Genomic DNA, 18,417 nt, shown 5'->3' with positions numbered 1-18,417 from the left:
TGAAGAAGACTTAATTAGGCAGGAAAAACGTTTGTTTCCGGACGTTTTTTGGGCTGGTGCGCCGAGGCTCATCAGCCCGCTCTTGCCCAGGCTGCCAGGCGAAACACGCCGTAAGATCACTGACGCTTTTTCCAGACAAGACACGCAACGGGCGAGCCCGCACGTATCGGCGGACGGCGTTTGGTCTCTCCTATGCAGAGAGAGACCGCGCCGCATAGGCTCGCCGTCGACAGCAGCCCACGCCCAATCGGGCCGCAGCACACAGTTGCACAGGAGAATTTGGAACAATATTCAGTTGAAGCCGTTCTTAATGCGAATGATTTGCAATAGCATTGACAATCTTTCCGATGTCTCCCACATTGCTATTGCGAATTAATCGCAAAAGAGGTTTTATCGTTCTCATGAAGTTGACCCGCTCGACGTTTATCGCTCTCTGCGCCGCAGCCTTCCTGCCCTTCTCCGCTTTTGCTGCGGAAAAGCCCAAGGTGATCACCACCTTCACCATCATTGCCGATATGGCCCGCAACGTTGCGGGCGACGCCGCTGATGTCGAGAGCATCACCAAGCCCGGGGCCGAGATCCATAACTACCAGCCGACCCCGCGCGATATTCTCAAAGCCCGCGATGCCAACCTCGTCTTGTGGAACGGGCTGAATCTCGAACTCTGGTTTCAGAAGTTCCTCGCCAATCTCTCCGGCGTGCCGAATGTCGTCGTCAGCGATGGTGTGACGCCGATTTCGATCAGCGGCGGCGCCTATAGCGGCAAGCCCAACCCGCATGCCTGGATGTCGCCGGACAATGCGCTGATCTATGTCGAGAACATTCGCAAGGCGCTGACGCAAATCGATCCCGACCATGCGGATGTCTACGCCGCCAATGCCAAGGCCTATTCGGACAAGATCCGACAGGAAATCCAGCCGATGCGCGATGCCATCGCAGCACTGCCGGAAAACAAGCGCTGGCTGGTGACGAGCGAAGGGGCCTTCTCCTATCTGGCGCGTGATTTCGGCCTGAAGGAACTGTTCCTCTGGCCGGTCAATGCGGATAGCCAGGGCACACCGCAGCAGGTGCGCGGCGTCATCGACGCGATGCGCGCCAACACTATCCACGTCATCTTCAGCGAAAGCACCGTGTCGCCCGATCCGGCAAAGCAGGTGGCGAAGGAAACGGGCGCGGCCTATGGCGGCATTCTCTATGTGGATTCTCTGAGTGAGGCGAACGGCCCCGTGCCGACCTATCTCGATCTTCTGCGCACCACAACAGCCACGATCGTGAAGGGTCTCAGCGAATGATGATGGGGAAAACGAGAAGCGCTGCGAAGCCAGAGCCTCGGGATGGATTGACCGTCGATGATGTGACGGTCACCTATCGCAACGGCCACACGGCATTGCGCCGCGCAAGCTTCTCGATACCCCGGGGCACCATCACTGCCCTTGTTGGCGTCAATGGTGCGGGCAAATCCACCATCTTCAAGGCCATCATGGGCTTCGCGCCGCTGTCGGCCGGCACCGTCTCGATCTTCGGCGAGCCGGCTTCCACCGCGCTGAAAAAGAACCTCGTCGCCTATGTGCCGCAGGCCGAAGAGGTGGATTGGAGCTTTCCCGTCCTCGTCGAGGATGTGGTGATGATGGGCCGTTACGGCCACATGAACTTCTTTCGCATTCCCACCAAACGCGACCACTGCATGGTGGAAGAGGCGCTCGCCCGCGTCAACATGCTGGATTACCGCAAGCGCCAGATCGGCGAGCTTTCCGGCGGCCAGAAGAAACGCGTCTTTCTCGCCCGCGCATTGGCGCAGGAAGGCAAGGTCATTCTCCTCGACGAGCCCTTCACCGGCGTCGACGTGACGACCGAAGAGCAGATCATTGCACTCTTAAAATCCCTGCGCGACGAAGGCCGCATCATGCTGGTCTCCACCCACAATCTCGGCAGTGTGCCGGATTTCTGCGACCGCGCCGTCTTCGTCAAGGGCACGGTGCTTGCCTCGGGCAAGACGAAAGACACCTTCACCGAAGCCAATCTTCAGGCCGCCTTTGGCGGAAGCCTTCGCCACTTCATCCTGGGTGGCGCCGATCTGCATGACGATGCCGACCCGCGGCATCTGAAAGTGATCACCGATGACGAGCGCCCCTTCGTCATCTACGGCCAGAACGGCCATGAGACGCGGGGCGATCCGGCGAAGGTGGGAGACGCGGAGCGATGATCTCCATCCTGCTCGAGCCCTTCACCTATTCCTACATGCTGAATGCCATCTGGGTCAGCGCACTGGTCGGCGGCGTCTGCGGCTTTCTCTCCGCCTATCTGATGCTGAAGGGCTGGTCGCTGATCGGCGATGCCCTCTCCCACGCCATCGTGCCGGGCGTGGCCGGCGCTTATATGCTGGGTCTTCCCTTCGCACTCGGCGCGTTTTTCTCCGGCGGGCTTGCGGCAGCATCGATGCTGTTTCTCAACCAGAAGACAAGGCTGAAGGAAGACGCCATTATCGGCCTGATCTTCACCTCCTTCTTTGGTCTCGGCCTCTTCATGGTGTCGCTCTCGCCCACCTCCATCAACATTCAGACCATCGTTCTCGGCAACATCCTCGCCATCACCCCCGAAGACACGATCCAGCTGGCGCTGATCGGCGGCATCAGCCTCCTGGTCCTGTCGCTGAAATGGCGGGACTTCATGGTCGTCTTCTTCGATGAGAACCACGCCCGCACAATCGGCCTCAAACCTGATGTGCTGAAGGTGATCTTCTTTACCCTGCTCGCCGCCTCCACTGTCGCAGCTCTGCAGACCGTCGGTGCCTTTCTGGTCGTCGCCATGGTGGTGACGCCCGGCGCCACCGCCTATCTGCTGACGGACCGTTTCGAGCGGCTGATCGGCATGAGCTTTGGCATCGGCGCCGCAACGAGCTTCCTCGGCGCGTACCTGAGCTATTTCCTCGATGGCGCGACCGGCGGCATCATCGTCGTGCTACAGACGCTGATCTTCCTGACCGCTTTCCTGTTTGCGCCCAAGCATGGCTATCTCGCCTCGCGCGCCAAGGCCCGCGCCGCACTCGAGGAGCCCGCATGAGCGAATATCTCGAACTGGCGCTCCTGCCCTTCCAGCTTCCCTTCATGCAATATGCCTTCATCATCACGCTGATGATCGCCGTGCCGATGGCCATGCTCTCCTGCCTGCTGGTGCTGAAAGGCTGGTCGCTGATGGGTGACGCTGTCTCGCATGCGGTGCTGCCCGGCGTCGTCATCGCCTATATCGTCAACATCCCCTTCTCCATCGGCGCCTTCATCGCCGGCATGATCTGCGCGCTCGGCACCGGTTTTCTGAAGGAAAACAGCCGTATCAAGGAAGACACGGTGCTTGGCATCGTCTTTTCCGGCATGTTCGGTCTGGGGCTGGTGCTCTACGTCAAGGTGCAGAGCGACGTGCATCTCGACCATATCCTCTTCGGCGACATGCTCGGCGTTTCGGTTGTCGATGTCATCCAGACTGGCCTGATTGCGCTTGCCGCCACACTCTTCCTCGCCATACTGCGCAAGGATCTGCTTGTGCACGCCTTCGATCCGCAACACGCCAAGGCCATCGGCCTGCCGGTCCGCATCCTGCATTACGGCCTGCTTGCCGTCCTGTCGCTCACCGTCGTCGGCGCGCTCCAGGCAATCGGCATCATCCTGTCGGTCGCCATGCTGGTGGCACCTGGCGCTATCGCCTTCCTTGTTACGCGACGCTTCTCCGAGATGCTGATTGCCGCCGTCTGCGTGGCGCTCTTCTCTACCACCCTTGGCATCTGGCTGAGCTTCCTGATCGACAGCGCACCGGCCCCCACGATCGTCCTGATCATGAGCGGTCTTTTCATCCTGGCCTTCCTCCGCACGACGATGAAAGCCAAGGAAACTCCCGACACCGCGACCGCGTGACCCATCGCACGGGCAGGGTGTCGAAAAAGATTTTCGGTACCCTGGAACCTCTCCCCTCACTTTTGCGTCATTAGTGCATGCCCGTGCGCATGAAGATTATTGTGCGCCAAGGGCTTGGCTGAACAAAGACTGAGAGACAAACGAGTGGGTCCAGGACCTTGAGCGTTTGCCCGTTTCAAATCTGACGCAAGAGGACCGACCATGCTGAAGTGGGCTCTAATATTTTTCGTGATCTCGATCATCGCCGGCGTTTTCGGCTTCACAGGCATTTCGGCGGCGGCCTCCGGCATCGCCCGGATCCTGTTCTTCATCGCCGTGGTCGTCTTCCTCATCTTCCTGGTGCTGGCAGTGATGGCCGGTCAGGCGATCCTCTAAGAGTTATAGAGGCTTGGAATACAGAAACGGTCGGGCCTCCCCCGGCCGTTTTTGTTTGGTCATATCGATGACCTGCGTGACATTGACGGCATACCAAGTCGACGAGAGAAGCTTAAGTCCCTCCCCGTCACCCGCGGGATGACGAGACGCTAATGCGCGGGCTGAAAAGCGGCCCTATCAGGCCGTCCAGCCACCGTCGATCACATGGATCTGACCCGTGGTGAACCCGGCCTCGTCCGAAGCCAGATAGGTCACCAGCGCTGCAATCTCTTCCGGCTTGGCAATGCGCCCCATCGGCTGGCGCGCGATGAAGTCGCTCAGCGCCTTTTCGTAATCGCCGGTCGCGCGCAGGCGCTCATGCAGCGATGGACTATCCACCGTGCCGGGGCAGATGGCGTTGCAGCGAACACCCTTGGTGACGAAATCCGATGCGATGGACTTCGTCAGGCCAATGACAGCCGCCTTCGAGGCCGTATAGGCAAACCGGTTCGGCACGCCTTTGACGCTGGAGGCCACTGACGACATGTTGACGATGGCGCCCTTGCCCTTTTCCAACATGCCGGGCAAAAAGGCGCGGCAGGTGCGGTACATGGCCTTGGCATTGAGATCGAAGGAGAAATCCCAGTCCTTTTCCTCGCAGTCGAGAATGGTGCCGGCATGCACGAAGCCTGCGCAGTTGAAGAGCACATCCGCAGAGCCGATCTCGGCGGCAAAGGCCTGAACGGCAGCGCCATCGAGAACGTTGAGAACGCGGGTCTCGGCATTTTCAAGGGTTGCGAGAGCAGCTTCATTGATGTCGGTGGCGATAACGCGCGCACCAAGCGCGATGAAGCGTTCCGCCGTTGCCCGGCCGATACCCTGCGCCGCTGCGGTAATGACAACGGTCTGTCCTGAAAAATCCTGGCCCATGATGGCTCTCCTCCGGCGCCTTCGGGCGCAACGTCTCAAATATGCATCGACAATTCATATGTAAACGGTGTATTCACAGACCGTCAAGCCAGCTTGCAATCAATAGAGGCCCGATGACGGAAGACGATAGCGACAGATACCGCGCACCGGCGCTGGACAAGGGGCTGGATATTCTCGAGCTTCTGGCGCGCACCGATGGCGGGCTGACCCAGGTGGAAATCGCCAAGGCGCTCGGCAAGAGCCCGAATGAGTTCTATCGCATGCTGGATCGGCTGGTCCGCCGCGGCTATGTGCAGCGCCAGGATGGCGACCGCTTTACCCTCACTCTGAAAATGTTCGGGCTCGCCCACTTCCACCAGCCCGTCAGACGCCTCGTTTCCTTTGCAGCCCCGATGATGCGGGATTTCTCGGCGAAAGCGCAGCAGGCCTGTCATCTGGCGGTCTATGATCGCGGCTCGGTCGTCGTCATCGCGCAGCAGGATTCTTCTACCTATTGGGCGCTCTCCATTCGCGTCGGTGCGCAGATGAGCCTGTTCAACACCGGCTCCGGCCACGTTCTTCTGGCCTTCCAGAACGAGACGCAGCGAGAGTTGATGATTGCCGAACAGCTGCGTGGCGAGGAAAAGGAACTGCCTGCAAACCTGCGCGAACGGCTGCGACAGGTGAAGGCCCAAGGCTATGAAAGCATGAACAGCCTGCAGACCGCCGGCGTGCGCAACATTTCCGCCCCGATCCTGACCCTCGACGGCACGGCGCTCGCCGTCGTCACCTGTCCCTTCATCGGCTCGCTCAACGAAGCGGCGCCAAAAGAGGATGACTGTCTGGAGCTGATCCGCGAGACGGCTAAGGCGATCTCAGAAGTCGTGGCCGGTCAGTAAGGCGCCTAAACTATCCGTTACGTGAAGGCTTTACTCGCAACGTCTTGACGCCGGGCGGCCACTCGCGCGCGACAGGACATCTTCGCCCGGTAGAGCACCTGATCGGCACGCGAGATGAGATCGAGACATCCTCGCCCCGCCACTCGACGGCTCTAATGCTGACCGTCACCATCCGTTGAGGCAGCGCTGCTTCGCCCAGCTGTCACAGCAGCCCCGCACCAAACACACAAAGAAAAAGCGCGACTGCCAGGGGGAACAGCCGCGCTTCAAGACTGGAGATCTTATGAGAATAAAACGACCGGACGCGAAATCGGTTCCCGGTCGTTTTTCGTCAGGCAGCAGCAAGTTCCTTGCGGACGATTTCGCGCAGCGACACCAGATCCTTGGCAAACAGGCGGATGCCTTCGGATAGCTTTTCCGTCGCCATGGCGTCTTCATTGAGCTGCCAGCGGAAGGACTTCTCGTCCAGCGACTGAAGCGGCTCTGCCTTGGCGTGATCGGGAGACAGCTTGCGCTCGAGCGTGCCGGTGTCCTTGTCCAGCTCTTCCAGAAGTGCCGGGCTGATCGTCAGGCGGTCGCAACCGGCCAGCGCTTCGATTTCGCCGACATTGCGGAAGGACGCGCCCATGACGACGGTCGAGATGCCGTTGGCCTTGTAGTAATTGTAGATCTGGCGCACCGAAAGTACACCCGGATCGGTCTCGGCGGTGTAGGTCTCACCGGTCGATTTCTTGTACCAGTCGAGAATGCGACCGACGAAGGGCGAGATGAGGAAAGCCTTCGCTTCGGCGCAGGCAATCGCCTGGGCCTGCGAGAAGAGAAGCGTCAGATTGCAATCGATGCCTTCCGCCTGCAGCACTTCCGCCGCCTTGATGCCTTCCCAGGTGGAGGCGAGCTTGATGAGGATGCGCTCGCGCTCGATGCCGCGCTCCTTGTAGGCGGCAATGATGCTGTGCGCCTTGTCGATCGAAGCCTTCGTATCGAAGGAGAGGTCGGCATCCACTTCGGTCGAGACGCGGCCGGGTACGAGATCGACAAGGGCTGCACCGACGGAGATCGCCAGACGGTCGGCAACCGCGGCAATCACGCCTTCGGAGGCACCGCCCTGCTTGCGACCCCAGGCAACCGCTTCCTTCACCGTATCGGCAAAGGCAGGCGTGCCGAGCGCCTTCAAGACGATGGACGGGTTGGTGGTGCAATCCACCGGCTTCAGACGGGCCACCGCCTCGATGTCACCGGTATCGGCAACCACGGTGGTGATGGCGCGAAGTTGATCAAGCTTGGAAGTCATGCCGTTTAATCCTTGTGAATGTCTCGGAAACCATCGCTATCGAATTTCGTTCCGCACGGGTGAGCGTACAGACGGCGACAAGGGAACTGTGTTCGCGGGGAGTATCGCGCAGCTTACGGGAGGAAGTCAAGACATTTGCCCATCGCAATTGACATAAGTTTCATGTCTGCAATACTGCCGGATCAAGCCAATGCGCTGCCTGACGTCGGGGTGACGAAACGAATTTGGATGCAAACATGATAGCCAAACGACTTTACATGATCTTTGCAGCCATAGCCTCAGCCGCTTTTGTCTTCCAGGCAGCGCAGGCGGAGACGCAAAAGGCCGTCAGCCCGTCCGAGTTTCAGCGCGCAGTGGAGGCATGTTTCACCCCTCCGCCGGGGGCAACCGGTGCGGTGGTCATTGCCGCAACATTTGAAGCTGACGGGTCGCTCGATAAGACGCCCGTCGTCATTGAAAAAGGCAATGGGGCGATCGATCAGGCCTTCGCCAATGCGGCTATGAGAGCGGTTCTGCGCTGCCAACCGCAACTGGCTGCCATGGGTATCCAAGGTGAAGTCAGGTTCAATTTTGCGCCAGTGCCATCGCAAGCGGCGGATGGCGTTTCACCGAACGCACCGTCAGAAAAGCGATTGCAGGAGATGCAGGACGCCGCACAACGCCTGCAGGCTTTCGCCGAGCGCAATCGCCACTCCCGGGAGGCCATGAAGCCCACAAATCCAGAGGTTTCAAAAACCCTCGATATCCTCTGTCGCCCAAGTGAAGCGGAAAAGCTGGATGAACTCTCCCCACATGAGTACAAGACGGTGGTGAGCTACACACGCTCTCTCATCGTCGTCATGAATATCTACGAAGATCCTGCCACGGCGAGATCGCAGAAGGCAATCACCGACAATATGAGGGGGCTTGGCGCCTGTCTGGACGCCACACTCTGGTCCAGTCGTGCAGCGGTCACAATCACCAAGAAAATGTTTTCAGAAATGCCCGAGCTATCGAGCAATCCAAAGGCGGCGGCAGGTCGTGATCAGGTCTATTCGAACATTGGCTTGGTCATCGAGGGCAGCCTGGAGGCGCTGGCCTTGGACGGCATGGAAGCAAGTTGGTGCGACGCCCGTTTGGCGCCGCTGACCGGGCTTTTCGAAACGGCATATCCCGTCATGCCGGACAAGCACAAGGTAACTCTCCGCTCGGCAATGCGTCAGGCGGAAAAATGCAGCGATCAAACCCGCCTTTCCCTAAAGTCTCTTCTTCAACCCAGGCACCCTTGAGCGACAGGCTCATCTTTCAAGCATACTCAGACCAGGATATGGCAAAAGACAGTGGCAAAACTGCGTAGAGAAACCCATACGGCCTTTTCCGAAGCGCCCTCGCTGAGGCTTCGCGCCGCGTGGCTCTATTACAATCAGGGCATGACGCAGAAGGATGTCGCCGAAAAACTTGGCATCAGCCGCTCCACCGTCATCCGCCTGCTCGATGAGGCGATGAAGCGCTCCGACGTGCAGATCTGGATCAATGAAGGCATCGAGGACTTCGTCGCGCTTTCGATCGATCTGGAAAAAGCCTATGGCCTGGACGAGGCGGTGATCATTCCCACGGGTTCGGATAAGGTAGGAGATATCGCCAAGGGCGTGGGTCTTGCGCTCGGCCAGTTCCTCTCCGAAGTCGTGCCGGACAATGCCACGATCGGTGTCGGCTGGGGCCGCACCATGACCGCTTCCCTCTCCAGCTTCCGCCCGCCGCGGCGCGAAAACTGCAAGGTCGTCTCGCTGCTTGGCGGGATCGTTGCCGTGCACCAGACCAATCCGCTCGACTACACCTGGCGGCTCGCCAGTGCCTTAGGCGCGGAATGCTACATGTTTCTTGCCCCGCTCCTGGTCGATTCCATCGAAACCAAGCGGGCGCTGATCGAAAAATGCGGGCTGAGCACCCTTTATGCGCTTGCCGAAAACCTCGATCTTGCCATCGTCAGCTGCGGCGATATCGGCCCGCATTCCACATCGCTGTCGGAAGGTTTCATTTCCAAACAGACGCTCGATGAGCTGGTCGCGGCGGGCTGCGTCTGCGACACCATGTTCAACTTCATCGATGCCGAAGGCCGCTCCGTCGATCACCCGATCAACAATCACGCCATGTCGATCGATCTCGATACGCTGAAAAAGGCCAAACACATCGTTCTCGCCTCCGGCGGCGCCCATCGCGCTACCGCCATCCGCGCCACCATCAAACGCATCGGCTGCAACACGCTGATCACCGACGAGGCTGCGGCAAGGGCGCTGATGGAACTGGCCGCGGCGGGAAAAGCCACTGAAGCGGAGTAGTCACACCCGCCCCGTTTCCCAGCCCAGCATCGCTCGCTTGCGGGTAATGCCCCAATGATAGCCGGTCAGCGCCCCGCTTTTGCCGAGCGCCCTGTGGCAGGGAACGACGAAAGAGATGGGGTTGGCACCGATCGCCGCCCCCACGGCGCGAGACGCCGTCGGCTGGCCGATATCCTGCGCCACATGCGAATAGGTGACGGCCTTGCCCATCGGGATCTTCAACAGGCTTTGCCAGACGCGCACCTGGAAATCCGTTCCTAGTAGCACGACGCGCAGCGGCTGGTCGCTGTTCCAGCGGGTAGGATCGAAGATCCGCTCGGCATAGGGTGCCGTCGCGGCGCTGTCTTCGACATAGATGGCGTTGGGCCAGCGCCGCGCCATGTCCTCGAAACATTCCGTCTCCTCACCCGCATCGGCAAAGGCGCAGCCGGCCAGCCCGCGATCGGTGATCATCACCAGCGCCAGACCAAAGGGCGATGGGTGGTAGCCGTAGCGGATCTGCAGTCCGCTGCCCTTCACCTTCCACTCACCGGGCGACATGGCCTCATGGGTGACGAAGAGATCGTGAAGGCGGCTTGGGCCGGACATGCCGACTTCGATGGCCGTTTCCAGAAGCGGCAGATTTTCCTCGCGCAGAAGGCGCTTGGCATGATCCAGCGTCACGGCCTGCAAAAAGGCCTTTGGCGACAAGCCCGCCCAGCGCGTAAAGGTCTTTTGCAACTGGGTGGGGGACTGGTTGAGCCTCGCGGCAATCTCCTCCAGCGACGGCTGGTCGCGGTAATCCACCGTCAATATCTCGATCACCTGTCGCACCGTCTCATAGTCGGCGCCGACAGGGGTGATATCTTCCTTCAGCATGATATTGGCATTCATGGCATGTCTCCTTGGCATTCAGAAGACCACGACCTGACGTCTGCCTCCACCCGTTTCTTGCCAAGACCTATCAGATTTTGAGCCTCACCGTCGCCAGCGCATTGCGAAATGCCTTTGCAAAGCTTTCCCGATCCTCCGGGTTGAGGAAGGAGCCGATATCCGTCACTCGGCCTTCGCCTGACACATGCATGGAAAGAATGCCGAATTCCTCGTGACGGCGCACCCGAAACCGCGCCCAGAACGGGTTGAACCGATGTTCAACCACCTCTCCCTTCGGCGAAAATTTACGGATGGAGAGGTTGGTGCGGGATACCACCACCTGCTCCTTGACCTTGGCGGCACGGTAGTTTGAGCGAAAGGCAATATAGAGAAGCAGGAAATCGAGCCCCAGGAAGAAGCCGATCGGCCACGCGCCGGTGACGAGGAAGAAGCCGCCATAGAGCACTGCAACGAGCGCGCAGATCACCAGCAGGATACGAAAGCCCTTGCGCCCCAGTGAGCGATAGGGGATGAGTTCGGCAGAAAAAACCGGCTGATCGTTGAGCATTTCCATCTGCCTTCCTCGATACGGCTGATCAACGCGCATGTAGATCCGTTATGACAATCGACAAGAAACGATCCAGCACCCAAACGGCAAAAAAGTCAATTTCAACGGCGAAGCCCAGGCAAAAGCGCGTGAAGACCGCTTACTCGAAAGACGAGCTGAACGAGATCTTCCGCCGTTTTTCCATCCAGCGGCCGGAGCCGAAGGGGGAGCTGGAACATTCCAACCCCTTCACCCTGGTCGTGGCCGTCGCACTGTCCGCCCAGGCCACCGATGTCGGCGTCAACCGGGCAACGAGAGCACTGTTTGAAATTGCCGATACGCCACAAAAGATGCTGGCGCTTGGGGAAGAGCGGCTGATCGATTACATCAAGACCATCGGGCTTTACCGCAACAAGGCCAAGAACGTCATCGCTCTGTCGCAGATGCTGATCGACAATTTTGGTGGCGAGGTGCCAAAAACCCGCCAAGAGCTGATGATGCTGCCGGGTGTGGGCCGCAAGACCGCCAACGTGGTCATGTCCATGGCGTTCGGCATCCCGACGCTGGCCGTCGATACCCATGTCTTTCGCATCGCCAACCGCATCCTGTTGGCACCGGGCAAGACCCCGGACGAGGTGGAAGACCGGCTGGTCAGGATCATTCCCGAGCCCTATCTCTTCCACGCCCACCACTGGCTGATCCTGCATGGGCGCTATTGCTGCAAGGCCCGCAAGCCGGAATGCGAGCGCTGCATCATTGCCGACATCTGTAAATCGCCGGAAAAGACCTGGGACATTCCTGCCCCGCTGGTCGAGCTACCGCCCCAGCTGGTTGGTGCCTGAGCGGGGAGCGTTCGATTGCAGCACGAATGATGGGTCTTTCCGGCTGATCGACTTGTGCAGATGCACCATGAAGGATGCCGCAAAGAGTGGCGTCAGCAGATTGAGGAAGGGCACCGCCAGAAACGCTGCGATCACCAGGCCCGCCATGAACACCGTCGATGCGTGTTTCGAGCGAAAGGCCCGCGCCTCCTCTGGCGTGCGGAAGCGCATGGCCGCGAATTCAAAGAACTCCCGCCCCAAAAGATAACCATTGACCATGAAAAAGGCGATGAGGTTTACGCCTGGCACCAGAAGCAGGAGAAGTGCGATGGCATTGCCAAGAATGACCACGCCGAAAAACTTGATCGAAGACAACACCGCTTCCCCAAGCGGCATGGCGCGGCCGGCGGGCTCCCCTGCATAATCCTGTTTCTCGATCACCTCCGCCACATCGTCGAGAAACAGGCCGGCAATTACCGCCGTGACCGGTGATATCAACAGTGCCAGCGCCAGCGCCAATCCGATGCCAGCAAGGATCGCCAGAACAACGCTCATCCAACCGGCCCAATCCGGCATGCCGGGCACGAGCGAATCAAGCCATGGCAAAGCAAGCCAGATGAACAGGCTGCGGATCGCGAACCACAGACCGATCAAAACAAGAATGGTAAGACCGAGAACCTTCCAGAAGACGGAACGCGTCTGCGAAGCAAACAGGTTCTCAAAGGCGCGTTTTGCTGCATCAAGAATCAAACCACCATTCCTCTTCTGAACGTTACCTGCGGTGCAGAGATAAGGCGGCTGTATTTCTTCCACAAGAACGCCGTCGCTCGGGCCTTTCGCAAATGGTGGTGAGCTATCATCTTTTGCTTGAATAGCAGCCATGCCTAAACTATGAAAAACAACGGGGAAGAAATAGTATTCTGCCCTCGAAGCGGGTACAGTGTGTCGCGAAGCACGTACGACCACCAGCCACCTGCCAAGCTCTGTATCGTCGTCCGATAGAAACGTAATGAGGCGTTATTGGAAAAGCTACTGATCGATCTGTCCCGGTTGATGAAGTCCGGCACGCCGGCGGAGCGGCGCATCGCGAAATATCTCATGGAGCATATGAACGAGCTTCCCTTCGAGACGGCTGCGACGCTGGCAGAAAAGCTGGGTTTGAGCCCGATGACGGTTGGCCGGTTTCTTCGGTCTCTCGGCTACCGGCAGCTGAGCGACATTCGCGAACATCTGCGCGAGCGCGTCACCGCATCACCGGCCGTTCAAGCCGAAAGCCAGGAGCCACGGCAGACCCCGCTTTCGGGTCTGATGATGCAGCAGATCCAGGCCGTGCAGGCCGTGTACGACCTCGCTGGTCAGTCCGTGTGGAAGACCGCACTCGATGCCATTCAGGACAGCCGGAACGTCTTCATCGCTTCATCGGCGGAAAGCTTCGGCCTGTGCCGCTACTTCTACATGAAGCTGCTCGAATGTCGCGAGCGGGTCCACTATCTGCAAAGCGACGGCTCGACCTATATCGAACTGATGGATGAAGAGCCGGACAGCACGCTCCTGATCCTGATCGACTGCGGCGGCAATCTCCCCGCCCTTCAGCGCCTTGCCAAGATGGCAAAACGCGGCGGATACAAAACGGTCCTCATCACCACCCGCTTCTACGAGTGGGGTCCAGAAAGCGCCGACATCTGCCTGACCATCCCACTGAACCAGAACGGCAGTGACAGCATGCTCCAGCTCGTCGCCATGACCGAGTTCATGCTTCAGTCCCTCTCATACAATGACGGCTCGAACCGCAGACAACGCGTCAAACGCATCGGCGATTTGCAGCGGGCGCTCCACCACGGGTGATGGCGCTGGCGTGAAAAGGCCTCTTTAGTCGGTTGAACCTGCCAATCAGCACCTGATCGGGATGGATCAGCTGAGAGCGGAGCCTCTTCGTCAAACTCCTGTTGGTTTTTTGATGAAGGCATGCGACGACACCTGGAGCGAAAGCGCAGGAAGCGTAGCTGAAAGAGTGCGACCAGCTTGAACGGTAGCAGTCTCGGTCCGCTCAACCACCTTCCGCCGCACGCCCCTTCAATCGGAGCCTTTGAGAATGCTCGTCGTCGCCCTCTTATCCTTTGTCGGCATAACGATGGACGATACCCGAACCGCGCGCGTGACGGAGCCCGCTCCACTCCAGCAGATCGTGGCAAAGGCGGGCCGAATTCCGGTCCGAAATTTTGACGCCACTCGCTGCAAGGCGCTTGCGGACCTATCGCAAAAAGCGGCCCCCACCTTCACCCAGATGCCGAACGGGGATTGGGAATGTAACTCCCTGCTGGAGTTTCCAGAGACGGGACGCATCCCCTCGCTCTTCATCCAGATCCGCGGCAACAAGGACGGTCGGTGGACCTATTTTCGACTGAAGCTCAACTTCGGTTCTCCCCTCTCCCGCCAAATCCTGAGCGAGAGAGCCTTATCCGTCATCCACATGCTGATCGGCGACCGGACCCCGATGAAGGACCTCACCGCAAAACTCGCGGCTGGTCAGGAATTCGAGTCCGCCCTTGCCGGCGCCAAGGTGCGGTACAAGCAGGAAGGCATGGACAAATCCCGCTTCAACCTCTTCGGCACCAACTCGCCGGGCTTTTCGAAGGGTATTGCTGAATGACGGGCTCCAGCGAGGCATATGACAATATCGGCAAATCAGCGGAGAGGATTCACAACGTGCCGGAGGTTAGAATGCCCGCTTGGGGACCACCACGACGACTGCGTGAAAGGCGGAGTACCTATCAGCAACTTGCTCATCCAAGTCCGGGAATCGCCCTTCGTCCGCTGATCGGGAGCGCCACTCGATCTCGGATATCTCATCTCAGTCGCGCATCCTTTAGGAACTGGATACATAAGGTCACCAGCAGGCTGACGTTCAGAAAAATGACCTGAACAGTCTCCCCCGCCACGGGAACTATTGGTGCGCAACCTCATTAAACGCCGATGAAACTCAGATCATTCCTCCCCCTCATCGCCAGCGGCTTCCTCGCCGCCTGCAGCACAGTCGGCCCCGTCGGCAACACATCAGTCCCTCAACCGGCGAAAACCGTTCAACTAGACCGATATCTAGGCAACTGGTTCGAACTAGCCCGCTACGAGAACTCTTTCGAAACCGATTGCGAAGGCGTAACCGCTCAGTATTCGCTTCGGGACGATGGAATGATCAAGGTCATCAACACCTGCCGCAAAGACAGCCCTGATGGCGCAAAAAAGGCTGTCGAAGGCCTTGCTAAGATCGTTCCTGATAGCGGCAACGCCAAACTGAAAGTCTCGTTCTTCGGTCCGTTCTATGGTGACTACTGGGTCCTCGATCACGCCGCCGACTACTCCTGGTCGATTGTGGGTGAACCATCCGGCCGTTATCTATGGATTCTGACCCGCACGGCGAAGCCCTCCGAGCAAACTCGGAAGATGTTGGTAAAAAGAGCAACGTCCCTGGGCTACGATGCGGCGCTACTGCGCTGGACACGCCATTGAGAATGACATTTTCCAGAACGCACCCGCCTCGATGATAGAGAGCAAGCGAGATACAGGCCTGCCGATGGCGCTCGCCAGTGCCGCATGCGCTCAAACTTGTGCTGAGTTCGTGGTCCAGCGCCGAAGGAGACCCGGAAGATAAAGTAGTGTGAGGTGCGGCGTCTTCTTCCGCCGCTACCGTCGAGAATACACTACCCAAAGACCGCCGGGGCGAACTCAAAACGGGAATAAAACTTGTGGGGGCAAGGTTAATTCAAAGCGCATGGTTTTTGTGCTAGCGGTGTGCTAGGCGCAAACGCAAGAAAGCCCTCCTTTTGGGAGGGCTTGCTACATTGAAATTTTTTTAGAATTTTCTGGTTGCGGGGGCAGGATTTGAACCTGCGGCCTTCAGGTTATGAGCCTGACGAGCTACCGGGCTGCTCCACCCCGCGTTGACTGCTACCCGATTTGGATCGGGATATGTCTTAGAATTGGATAAAGCCGCTTTGAGGGCGGCTTTTGCATTCGGCTTGTGCCGAGAGGTTTGTGAGTGAGAAGATAATTAGTTGCGTTTAGCAGACCTGGCAGCGACCTACTCTCCCGCGTCTTAAGACGGAGTACCATTGGCGCTGGGGCGTTTCACGGCCGTGTTCGGAATGGGAACGGGTGCAGCCGCCCCGCGATAACCACCAGGTCGGCAAAACGCAACTGGCACGAGCTTTTGGCTTGTGCTGTTGTATCGAGAAGCTGGAGAGCTTTTGGCTCTATTTGATATGAACACGTGATGCGATCGAGTTTTATTCGATGAGCATGAACAATGGGAACGAAGAAGTCGCTCGAGCTATTAGTAACGGTAAGCTTCATGCATTACTGCACTTCCACACCCGTCCTATCGACGTGGTCGTCTTCCACGGCTCTGATAGGGAACACTCGTTTTCAGGTTGGTTTCCCGCTTAGATGCCTTCAGCGGTTATCCATTCCGTATATAGCTACTCTGCTATGCCCTTGGCAGGACAACAGATCCACCAGAGATACGTCCATCCCGGTCCTCTCGTACTAGGGACAGATCCTGTCAATATTCCTACACCCACGGCAGATAGGGACCGAACTGTCTCACGACGTTCTGAACCCAACTCACGTACCGCTTTAAATGGCGAACAGCCATACCCTTGGGACCTGCTCCAGCCCCAGGATGCGATGAGTCGACATCGAGGTGCCAAACAACCCCGTCGATATGGACTCTTGGGGGTCATCAGCCTGTTATCCCCGGCGTACCTTTTATCCGTTGAGCGATGGCCCTTCCACACGGGACCACCGGATCACTATGACCGACTTTCGTCTCTGCTCGACTTGTCAGTCTCGCAGTCAGGCTAGCTTATGCCATTGCACTCGACGACCGATTTCCGACCGGTCTGAGCTAACCATCGCGCGCCTCCGTTACTCTTTCGGAGGCGACCGCCCCAGTCAAACTACCCACCATACACTGTCCCGGATCCGGATAACGGACCGCGGTTAGACATCCACGAAGATAAGGGTGGTATTTCAAGGATGGCTCCACAGGAACTGGCGTCCCTGCTTCAAAGCCTACCACCTATCCTACACATGCCTTGGCGAATGCCAGTGTAAAGCTATAGTAAAGGTGCACGGGGTCTTTCCGTCTGACCGCAGGAACCCCGCATCTTCACGGGGAATTCAATTTCACTGAGTCTATGTTGGAGACAGCGGGGAAGTCGTTACGCCATTCGTGCAGGTCGGAACTTACCCGACAAGGAATTTCGCTACCTTAGGACCGTTATAGTTACGGCCGCCGTTTACTGGGGCTTCAGTTCAAAGCTTGCACCTCTCCCTTTAACCTTCCAGCACCGGGCAGGCGTCAGACCCTATACGTCGTATTGCTACTTCGCAGAGCCCTGTGTTTTTGATAAACAGTCGCTACCCCCTGGTCTGTGCCACCCCATCACACTTGCGTGCAAAAGGGTCACGCTTCTTCCGAAGTTACGCGTGCAATTTGCCGAGTTCCTTCAACATAGTTCTCTCAAGCGCCTTGGTATACTCTACCTGACCACCTGTGTCGGTTTCGGGTACGGTCTATACGGTGGAGCTATTTCCTGGAACCTCTTCGCCGCCCAACCAATCCAATAAGGTTGAACAACACACAAGATCCGTCACTACCACCAGGCCCACGAATATTAACGTGGTTCCCATCGACTACGCGTGTCCGCCTCGTCTTAGGGGCCGGCTAACCCTGCTCAGATTAACTTTAAGCAGGAACCCTTGGTCTTTCGGCGAGGGAGTCTCTCACTCCCTTTATCGTTACTCATGTCAACATTCGCACTTCCGATATCTCCAGCAGCCCTCACGGGTCCGCCTTCACAGACTTACGGAACGCTCCGCTACCACACAACTTACGTTGTATCCTCAGCTTCGGTGCATGGCTTTAGCCCCGTTACATTTTCGGCGCAAAGACCCTTATTTAGACCAGTGAGCTGTTACGCTTTCTTTAAATGATGGCTGCTTCTAAGCCAACATCCTGGTTGTTTTGGGATCCTCACATCCTTTCCCACTTAGCCATGACTTGGGGACCTTAGCTGGAGGTCAGGGTTGTTGCCCTCTTCACGACGGACGTTAGCACCCGCCGTGTGTCTGCCGACTAGTACTCCTCGGTATTCGGAGTTTGGTTAGGATCAGTAAGACGGTGAGTCCCCATAGCCCATCCAGTGCTCTACCCCCGAGGGTATTCGGTCGACGCTCTACCTAAATAGATTTCGCGGAGAACCAGCTATTTCCGAGTTTGATTGGCCTTTCACCCCTAGCCACAAGTCATCCCGAACTATTGCAACAGTTATGGGTTCGGCCCTCCAGTTGGTGTTACCCAACCTTCAGCCTGCTCATGGCTAGATCACTCGGTTTCGGGTCTAATGCAACGAACTGAACGCCCTATTCAGACTCGCTTTCGCTACGCCTACACCTACCGGCTTAAGCTTGCTCGTTACACTAAGTCGTTGACCCATTATACAAAAGGTACGCCGTCACCC

Annotated in this window: 17 protein-coding genes, 1 tRNA gene and 2 rRNA genes; 12 read left to right on the top strand and 8 right to left on the bottom strand. The window is 58.1% G+C overall.

The annotated features are described in order from the left end of the window. Positions 1–401: 401 nt before the first annotated feature. The 5 genes from ACTJK5_RS00100 (at position 402) to ACTJK5_RS00080 (ending at position 4,280) form a co-directional block, all read left to right on the top strand. Positions 402–1,292 carry a metal ABC transporter substrate-binding protein gene (locus tag ACTJK5_RS00100; protein ID WP_343107698.1) on the top strand — a complete coding sequence of 297 codons (891 nt, stop codon included), beginning with the start codon at positions 402–404 and terminating at the stop codon, positions 1,290–1,292. Further along, positions 1,292–2,203: a manganese/iron ABC transporter ATP-binding protein gene (locus ACTJK5_RS00095; protein ID WP_425532503.1), complete on the top strand. Its 912-nt coding sequence runs from the start codon at positions 1,292–1,294 to the stop codon at positions 2,201–2,203. Before ACTJK5_RS00100 ends, ACTJK5_RS00095 begins: the two co-directional genes overlap by 1 nt. After that, on the top strand, positions 2,200–3,060 hold the full coding sequence (locus ACTJK5_RS00090) for an iron chelate uptake ABC transporter family permease subunit (RefSeq protein WP_111850500.1): 861 nt from the start codon (positions 2,200–2,202) through the stop codon (positions 3,058–3,060). The genes ACTJK5_RS00095 and ACTJK5_RS00090 overlap by 4 nt, the downstream gene beginning before the upstream one ends. Beyond that, positions 3,057–3,905: a metal ABC transporter permease gene (locus tag ACTJK5_RS00085; protein WP_343107700.1), complete on the top strand. Its 849-nt coding sequence runs from the start codon at positions 3,057–3,059 to the stop codon at positions 3,903–3,905. The genes ACTJK5_RS00090 and ACTJK5_RS00085 overlap by 4 nt, the downstream gene beginning before the upstream one ends. Positions 3,906–4,106: 201 nt before the next feature. Next, a complete protein-coding gene (locus tag ACTJK5_RS00080; RefSeq protein ID WP_082447294.1) occupies positions 4,107–4,280 on the top strand; it encodes a DUF1328 domain-containing protein in 174 nt (57 codons plus the stop codon). 177 nt (positions 4,281–4,457) lie between these two features. Here ACTJK5_RS00080 and ACTJK5_RS00075 read toward each other — a convergent pair whose 3' ends face one another. Further along, complete coding sequence (locus tag ACTJK5_RS00075) at positions 4,458–5,189, bottom strand: SDR family oxidoreductase (protein ID WP_062439287.1); 732 nt, start codon at positions 5,187–5,189, stop codon at positions 4,458–4,460. Positions 5,190–5,302: 113 nt separating this feature from the next. Between ACTJK5_RS00075 and ACTJK5_RS00070 the strand changes: the two genes are divergently transcribed. Continuing rightward, positions 5,303–6,067 carry an IclR family transcriptional regulator gene (locus ACTJK5_RS00070; RefSeq protein WP_113271791.1) on the top strand — a complete coding sequence of 255 codons (765 nt, stop codon included), beginning with the start codon at positions 5,303–5,305 and terminating at the stop codon, positions 6,065–6,067. A gap of 331 nt (positions 6,068–6,398) precedes the next feature. On the opposite strand, the gene tal is transcribed toward ACTJK5_RS00070, so the two are convergent. Next, complete coding sequence (gene tal / locus ACTJK5_RS00065) at positions 6,399–7,358, bottom strand: transaldolase (protein ID WP_062424984.1); 960 nt, start codon at positions 7,356–7,358, stop codon at positions 6,399–6,401. A 236-nt stretch (positions 7,359–7,594) separates the two neighbouring features. Between tal and ACTJK5_RS00060 the strand changes: the two genes are divergently transcribed. Continuing rightward, entirely contained in the window at positions 7,595–8,626 is a 1,032-nt protein-coding gene (locus ACTJK5_RS00060; protein ID WP_440611576.1) for a hypothetical protein, read from the top strand. Between the two features lie 51 nt (positions 8,627–8,677). Continuing rightward, complete coding sequence (locus ACTJK5_RS00055; RefSeq protein WP_112956810.1) at positions 8,678–9,676, top strand: sugar-binding transcriptional regulator; 999 nt, start codon at positions 8,678–8,680, stop codon at positions 9,674–9,676. On the opposite strand, the gene ACTJK5_RS00050 is transcribed toward ACTJK5_RS00055, so the two are convergent. Both ACTJK5_RS00050 and ACTJK5_RS00045 read right to left on the bottom strand, forming a co-directional pair. Next, on the bottom strand, positions 9,677–10,549 hold the full coding sequence (locus ACTJK5_RS00050) for a bifunctional helix-turn-helix domain-containing protein/methylated-DNA--[protein]-cysteine S-methyltransferase (protein WP_343107705.1): 873 nt from the start codon (positions 10,547–10,549) through the stop codon (positions 9,677–9,679). Positions 10,550–10,619: 70 nt separating this feature from the next. Then, positions 10,620–11,102, bottom strand: a complete 483-nt coding sequence (locus ACTJK5_RS00045) for a DUF2244 domain-containing protein (RefSeq protein WP_440611575.1) — start codon at positions 11,100–11,102, stop codon at positions 10,620–10,622. 44 nt (positions 11,103–11,146) lie between these two features. Between ACTJK5_RS00045 and nth the strand changes: the two genes are divergently transcribed. Next, entirely contained in the window at positions 11,147–11,917 is a 771-nt protein-coding gene (gene nth, locus ACTJK5_RS00040; RefSeq protein WP_440611574.1) for an endonuclease III, read from the top strand. Here nth and ACTJK5_RS00035 read toward each other — a convergent pair. Further along, complete coding sequence (locus ACTJK5_RS00035) at positions 11,891–12,646, bottom strand: sulfate transporter family protein (protein ID WP_062425058.1); 756 nt, start codon at positions 12,644–12,646, stop codon at positions 11,891–11,893. The two genes, nth and ACTJK5_RS00035, sit on opposite strands and share 27 nt — an antisense overlap. Positions 12,647–12,916: 270 nt before the next feature. On the opposite strand from ACTJK5_RS00035, the gene ACTJK5_RS00030 reads away from it, so the two are divergent. From ACTJK5_RS00030 to ACTJK5_RS00020, 3 genes are all read left to right on the top strand, one after another. Further along, the gene (locus ACTJK5_RS00030) at positions 12,917–13,741 is read left to right on the top strand and encodes a MurR/RpiR family transcriptional regulator (RefSeq protein ID WP_246666378.1); all 825 of its coding nucleotides are present in this window, start codon (positions 12,917–12,919) and stop codon (positions 13,739–13,741) included. A gap of 247 nt (positions 13,742–13,988) precedes the next feature. Continuing rightward, positions 13,989–14,546 (top strand): DUF6030 family protein, encoded by a 558-nt coding sequence (locus ACTJK5_RS00025; RefSeq protein WP_440611573.1) that lies wholly within the window; start codon positions 13,989–13,991, stop codon positions 14,544–14,546. A gap of 323 nt (positions 14,547–14,869) precedes the next feature. Further along, the gene (locus ACTJK5_RS00020; protein ID WP_440611572.1) at positions 14,870–15,403 is read left to right on the top strand and encodes a lipocalin family protein; all 534 of its coding nucleotides are present in this window, start codon (positions 14,870–14,872) and stop codon (positions 15,401–15,403) included. 354 nt (positions 15,404–15,757) lie between these two features. Here the strand turns inward: ACTJK5_RS00020 and ACTJK5_RS00015 are convergent. The 3 genes from ACTJK5_RS00015 to ACTJK5_RS00005 form a co-directional block, all read right to left on the bottom strand. After that, a tRNA-Met gene (locus tag ACTJK5_RS00015) sits at positions 15,758–15,834 on the bottom strand. 127 nt (positions 15,835–15,961) lie between these two features. Continuing rightward, positions 15,962–16,076: ribosomal RNA gene (gene rrf / locus ACTJK5_RS00010) — 5S ribosomal RNA — on the bottom strand. 129 nt (positions 16,077–16,205) lie between these two features. Further along, positions 16,206–18,417 (bottom strand): 23S ribosomal RNA (locus ACTJK5_RS00005); the annotation flags it as partial.

Source organism: Agrobacterium sp. 22094 (assembly GCF_052046015.1).
In the GTDB taxonomy this organism is placed as follows: domain Bacteria; phylum Pseudomonadota; class Alphaproteobacteria; order Rhizobiales; family Rhizobiaceae; genus Agrobacterium; species Agrobacterium cavarae.
Note: the sequence above shows the minus strand (reverse complement) of the source record. Positions and strands in the feature narration are given on the sequence as shown.

Bases quoted from the DNA above. Each gene is read 5' to 3' on its own strand.
- nth (WP_440611574.1), top strand. From the start codon at position 11,147: ATGACAATCGACAAGAAACGATCCAGCACCCAAACGGCAAAAAAGTCA.
- ACTJK5_RS00100 (WP_343107698.1), top strand. From the start codon at position 402: ATGAAGTTGACCCGCTCGACGTTTATCGCTCTCTGCGCCGCAGCCTTC.
- ACTJK5_RS00070 (WP_113271791.1), top strand. From the start codon at position 5,303: ATGACGGAAGACGATAGCGACAGATACCGCGCACCGGCGCTGGACAAG.
- ACTJK5_RS00085 (WP_343107700.1), top strand. From the start codon at position 3,057: ATGAGCGAATATCTCGAACTGGCGCTCCTGCCCTTCCAGCTTCCCTTC.
- ACTJK5_RS00090 (WP_111850500.1), top strand. From the start codon at position 2,200: ATGATCTCCATCCTGCTCGAGCCCTTCACCTATTCCTACATGCTGAAT.
- tal (WP_062424984.1), bottom strand. From the start codon at position 7,358: ATGACTTCCAAGCTTGATCAACTTCGCGCCATCACCACCGTGGTTGCC.
- ACTJK5_RS00060 (WP_440611576.1), top strand. From the start codon at position 7,595: ATGATAGCCAAACGACTTTACATGATCTTTGCAGCCATAGCCTCAGCC.
- ACTJK5_RS00080 (WP_082447294.1), top strand. From the start codon at position 4,107: ATGCTGAAGTGGGCTCTAATATTTTTCGTGATCTCGATCATCGCCGGC.
- ACTJK5_RS00075 (WP_062439287.1), bottom strand. From the start codon at position 5,189: ATGGGCCAGGATTTTTCAGGACAGACCGTTGTCATTACCGCAGCGGCG.
- ACTJK5_RS00045 (WP_440611575.1), bottom strand. From the start codon at position 11,102: ATGGAAATGCTCAACGATCAGCCGGTTTTTTCTGCCGAACTCATCCCC.
- ACTJK5_RS00095 (WP_425532503.1), top strand. From the start codon at position 1,292: ATGATGGGGAAAACGAGAAGCGCTGCGAAGCCAGAGCCTCGGGATGGA.
- ACTJK5_RS00050 (WP_343107705.1), bottom strand. From the start codon at position 10,549: ATGAATGCCAATATCATGCTGAAGGAAGATATCACCCCTGTCGGCGCC.
- ACTJK5_RS00025 (WP_440611573.1), top strand. From the start codon at position 13,989: ATGCTCGTCGTCGCCCTCTTATCCTTTGTCGGCATAACGATGGACGAT.
- ACTJK5_RS00020 (WP_440611572.1), top strand. From the start codon at position 14,870: ATGAAACTCAGATCATTCCTCCCCCTCATCGCCAGCGGCTTCCTCGCC.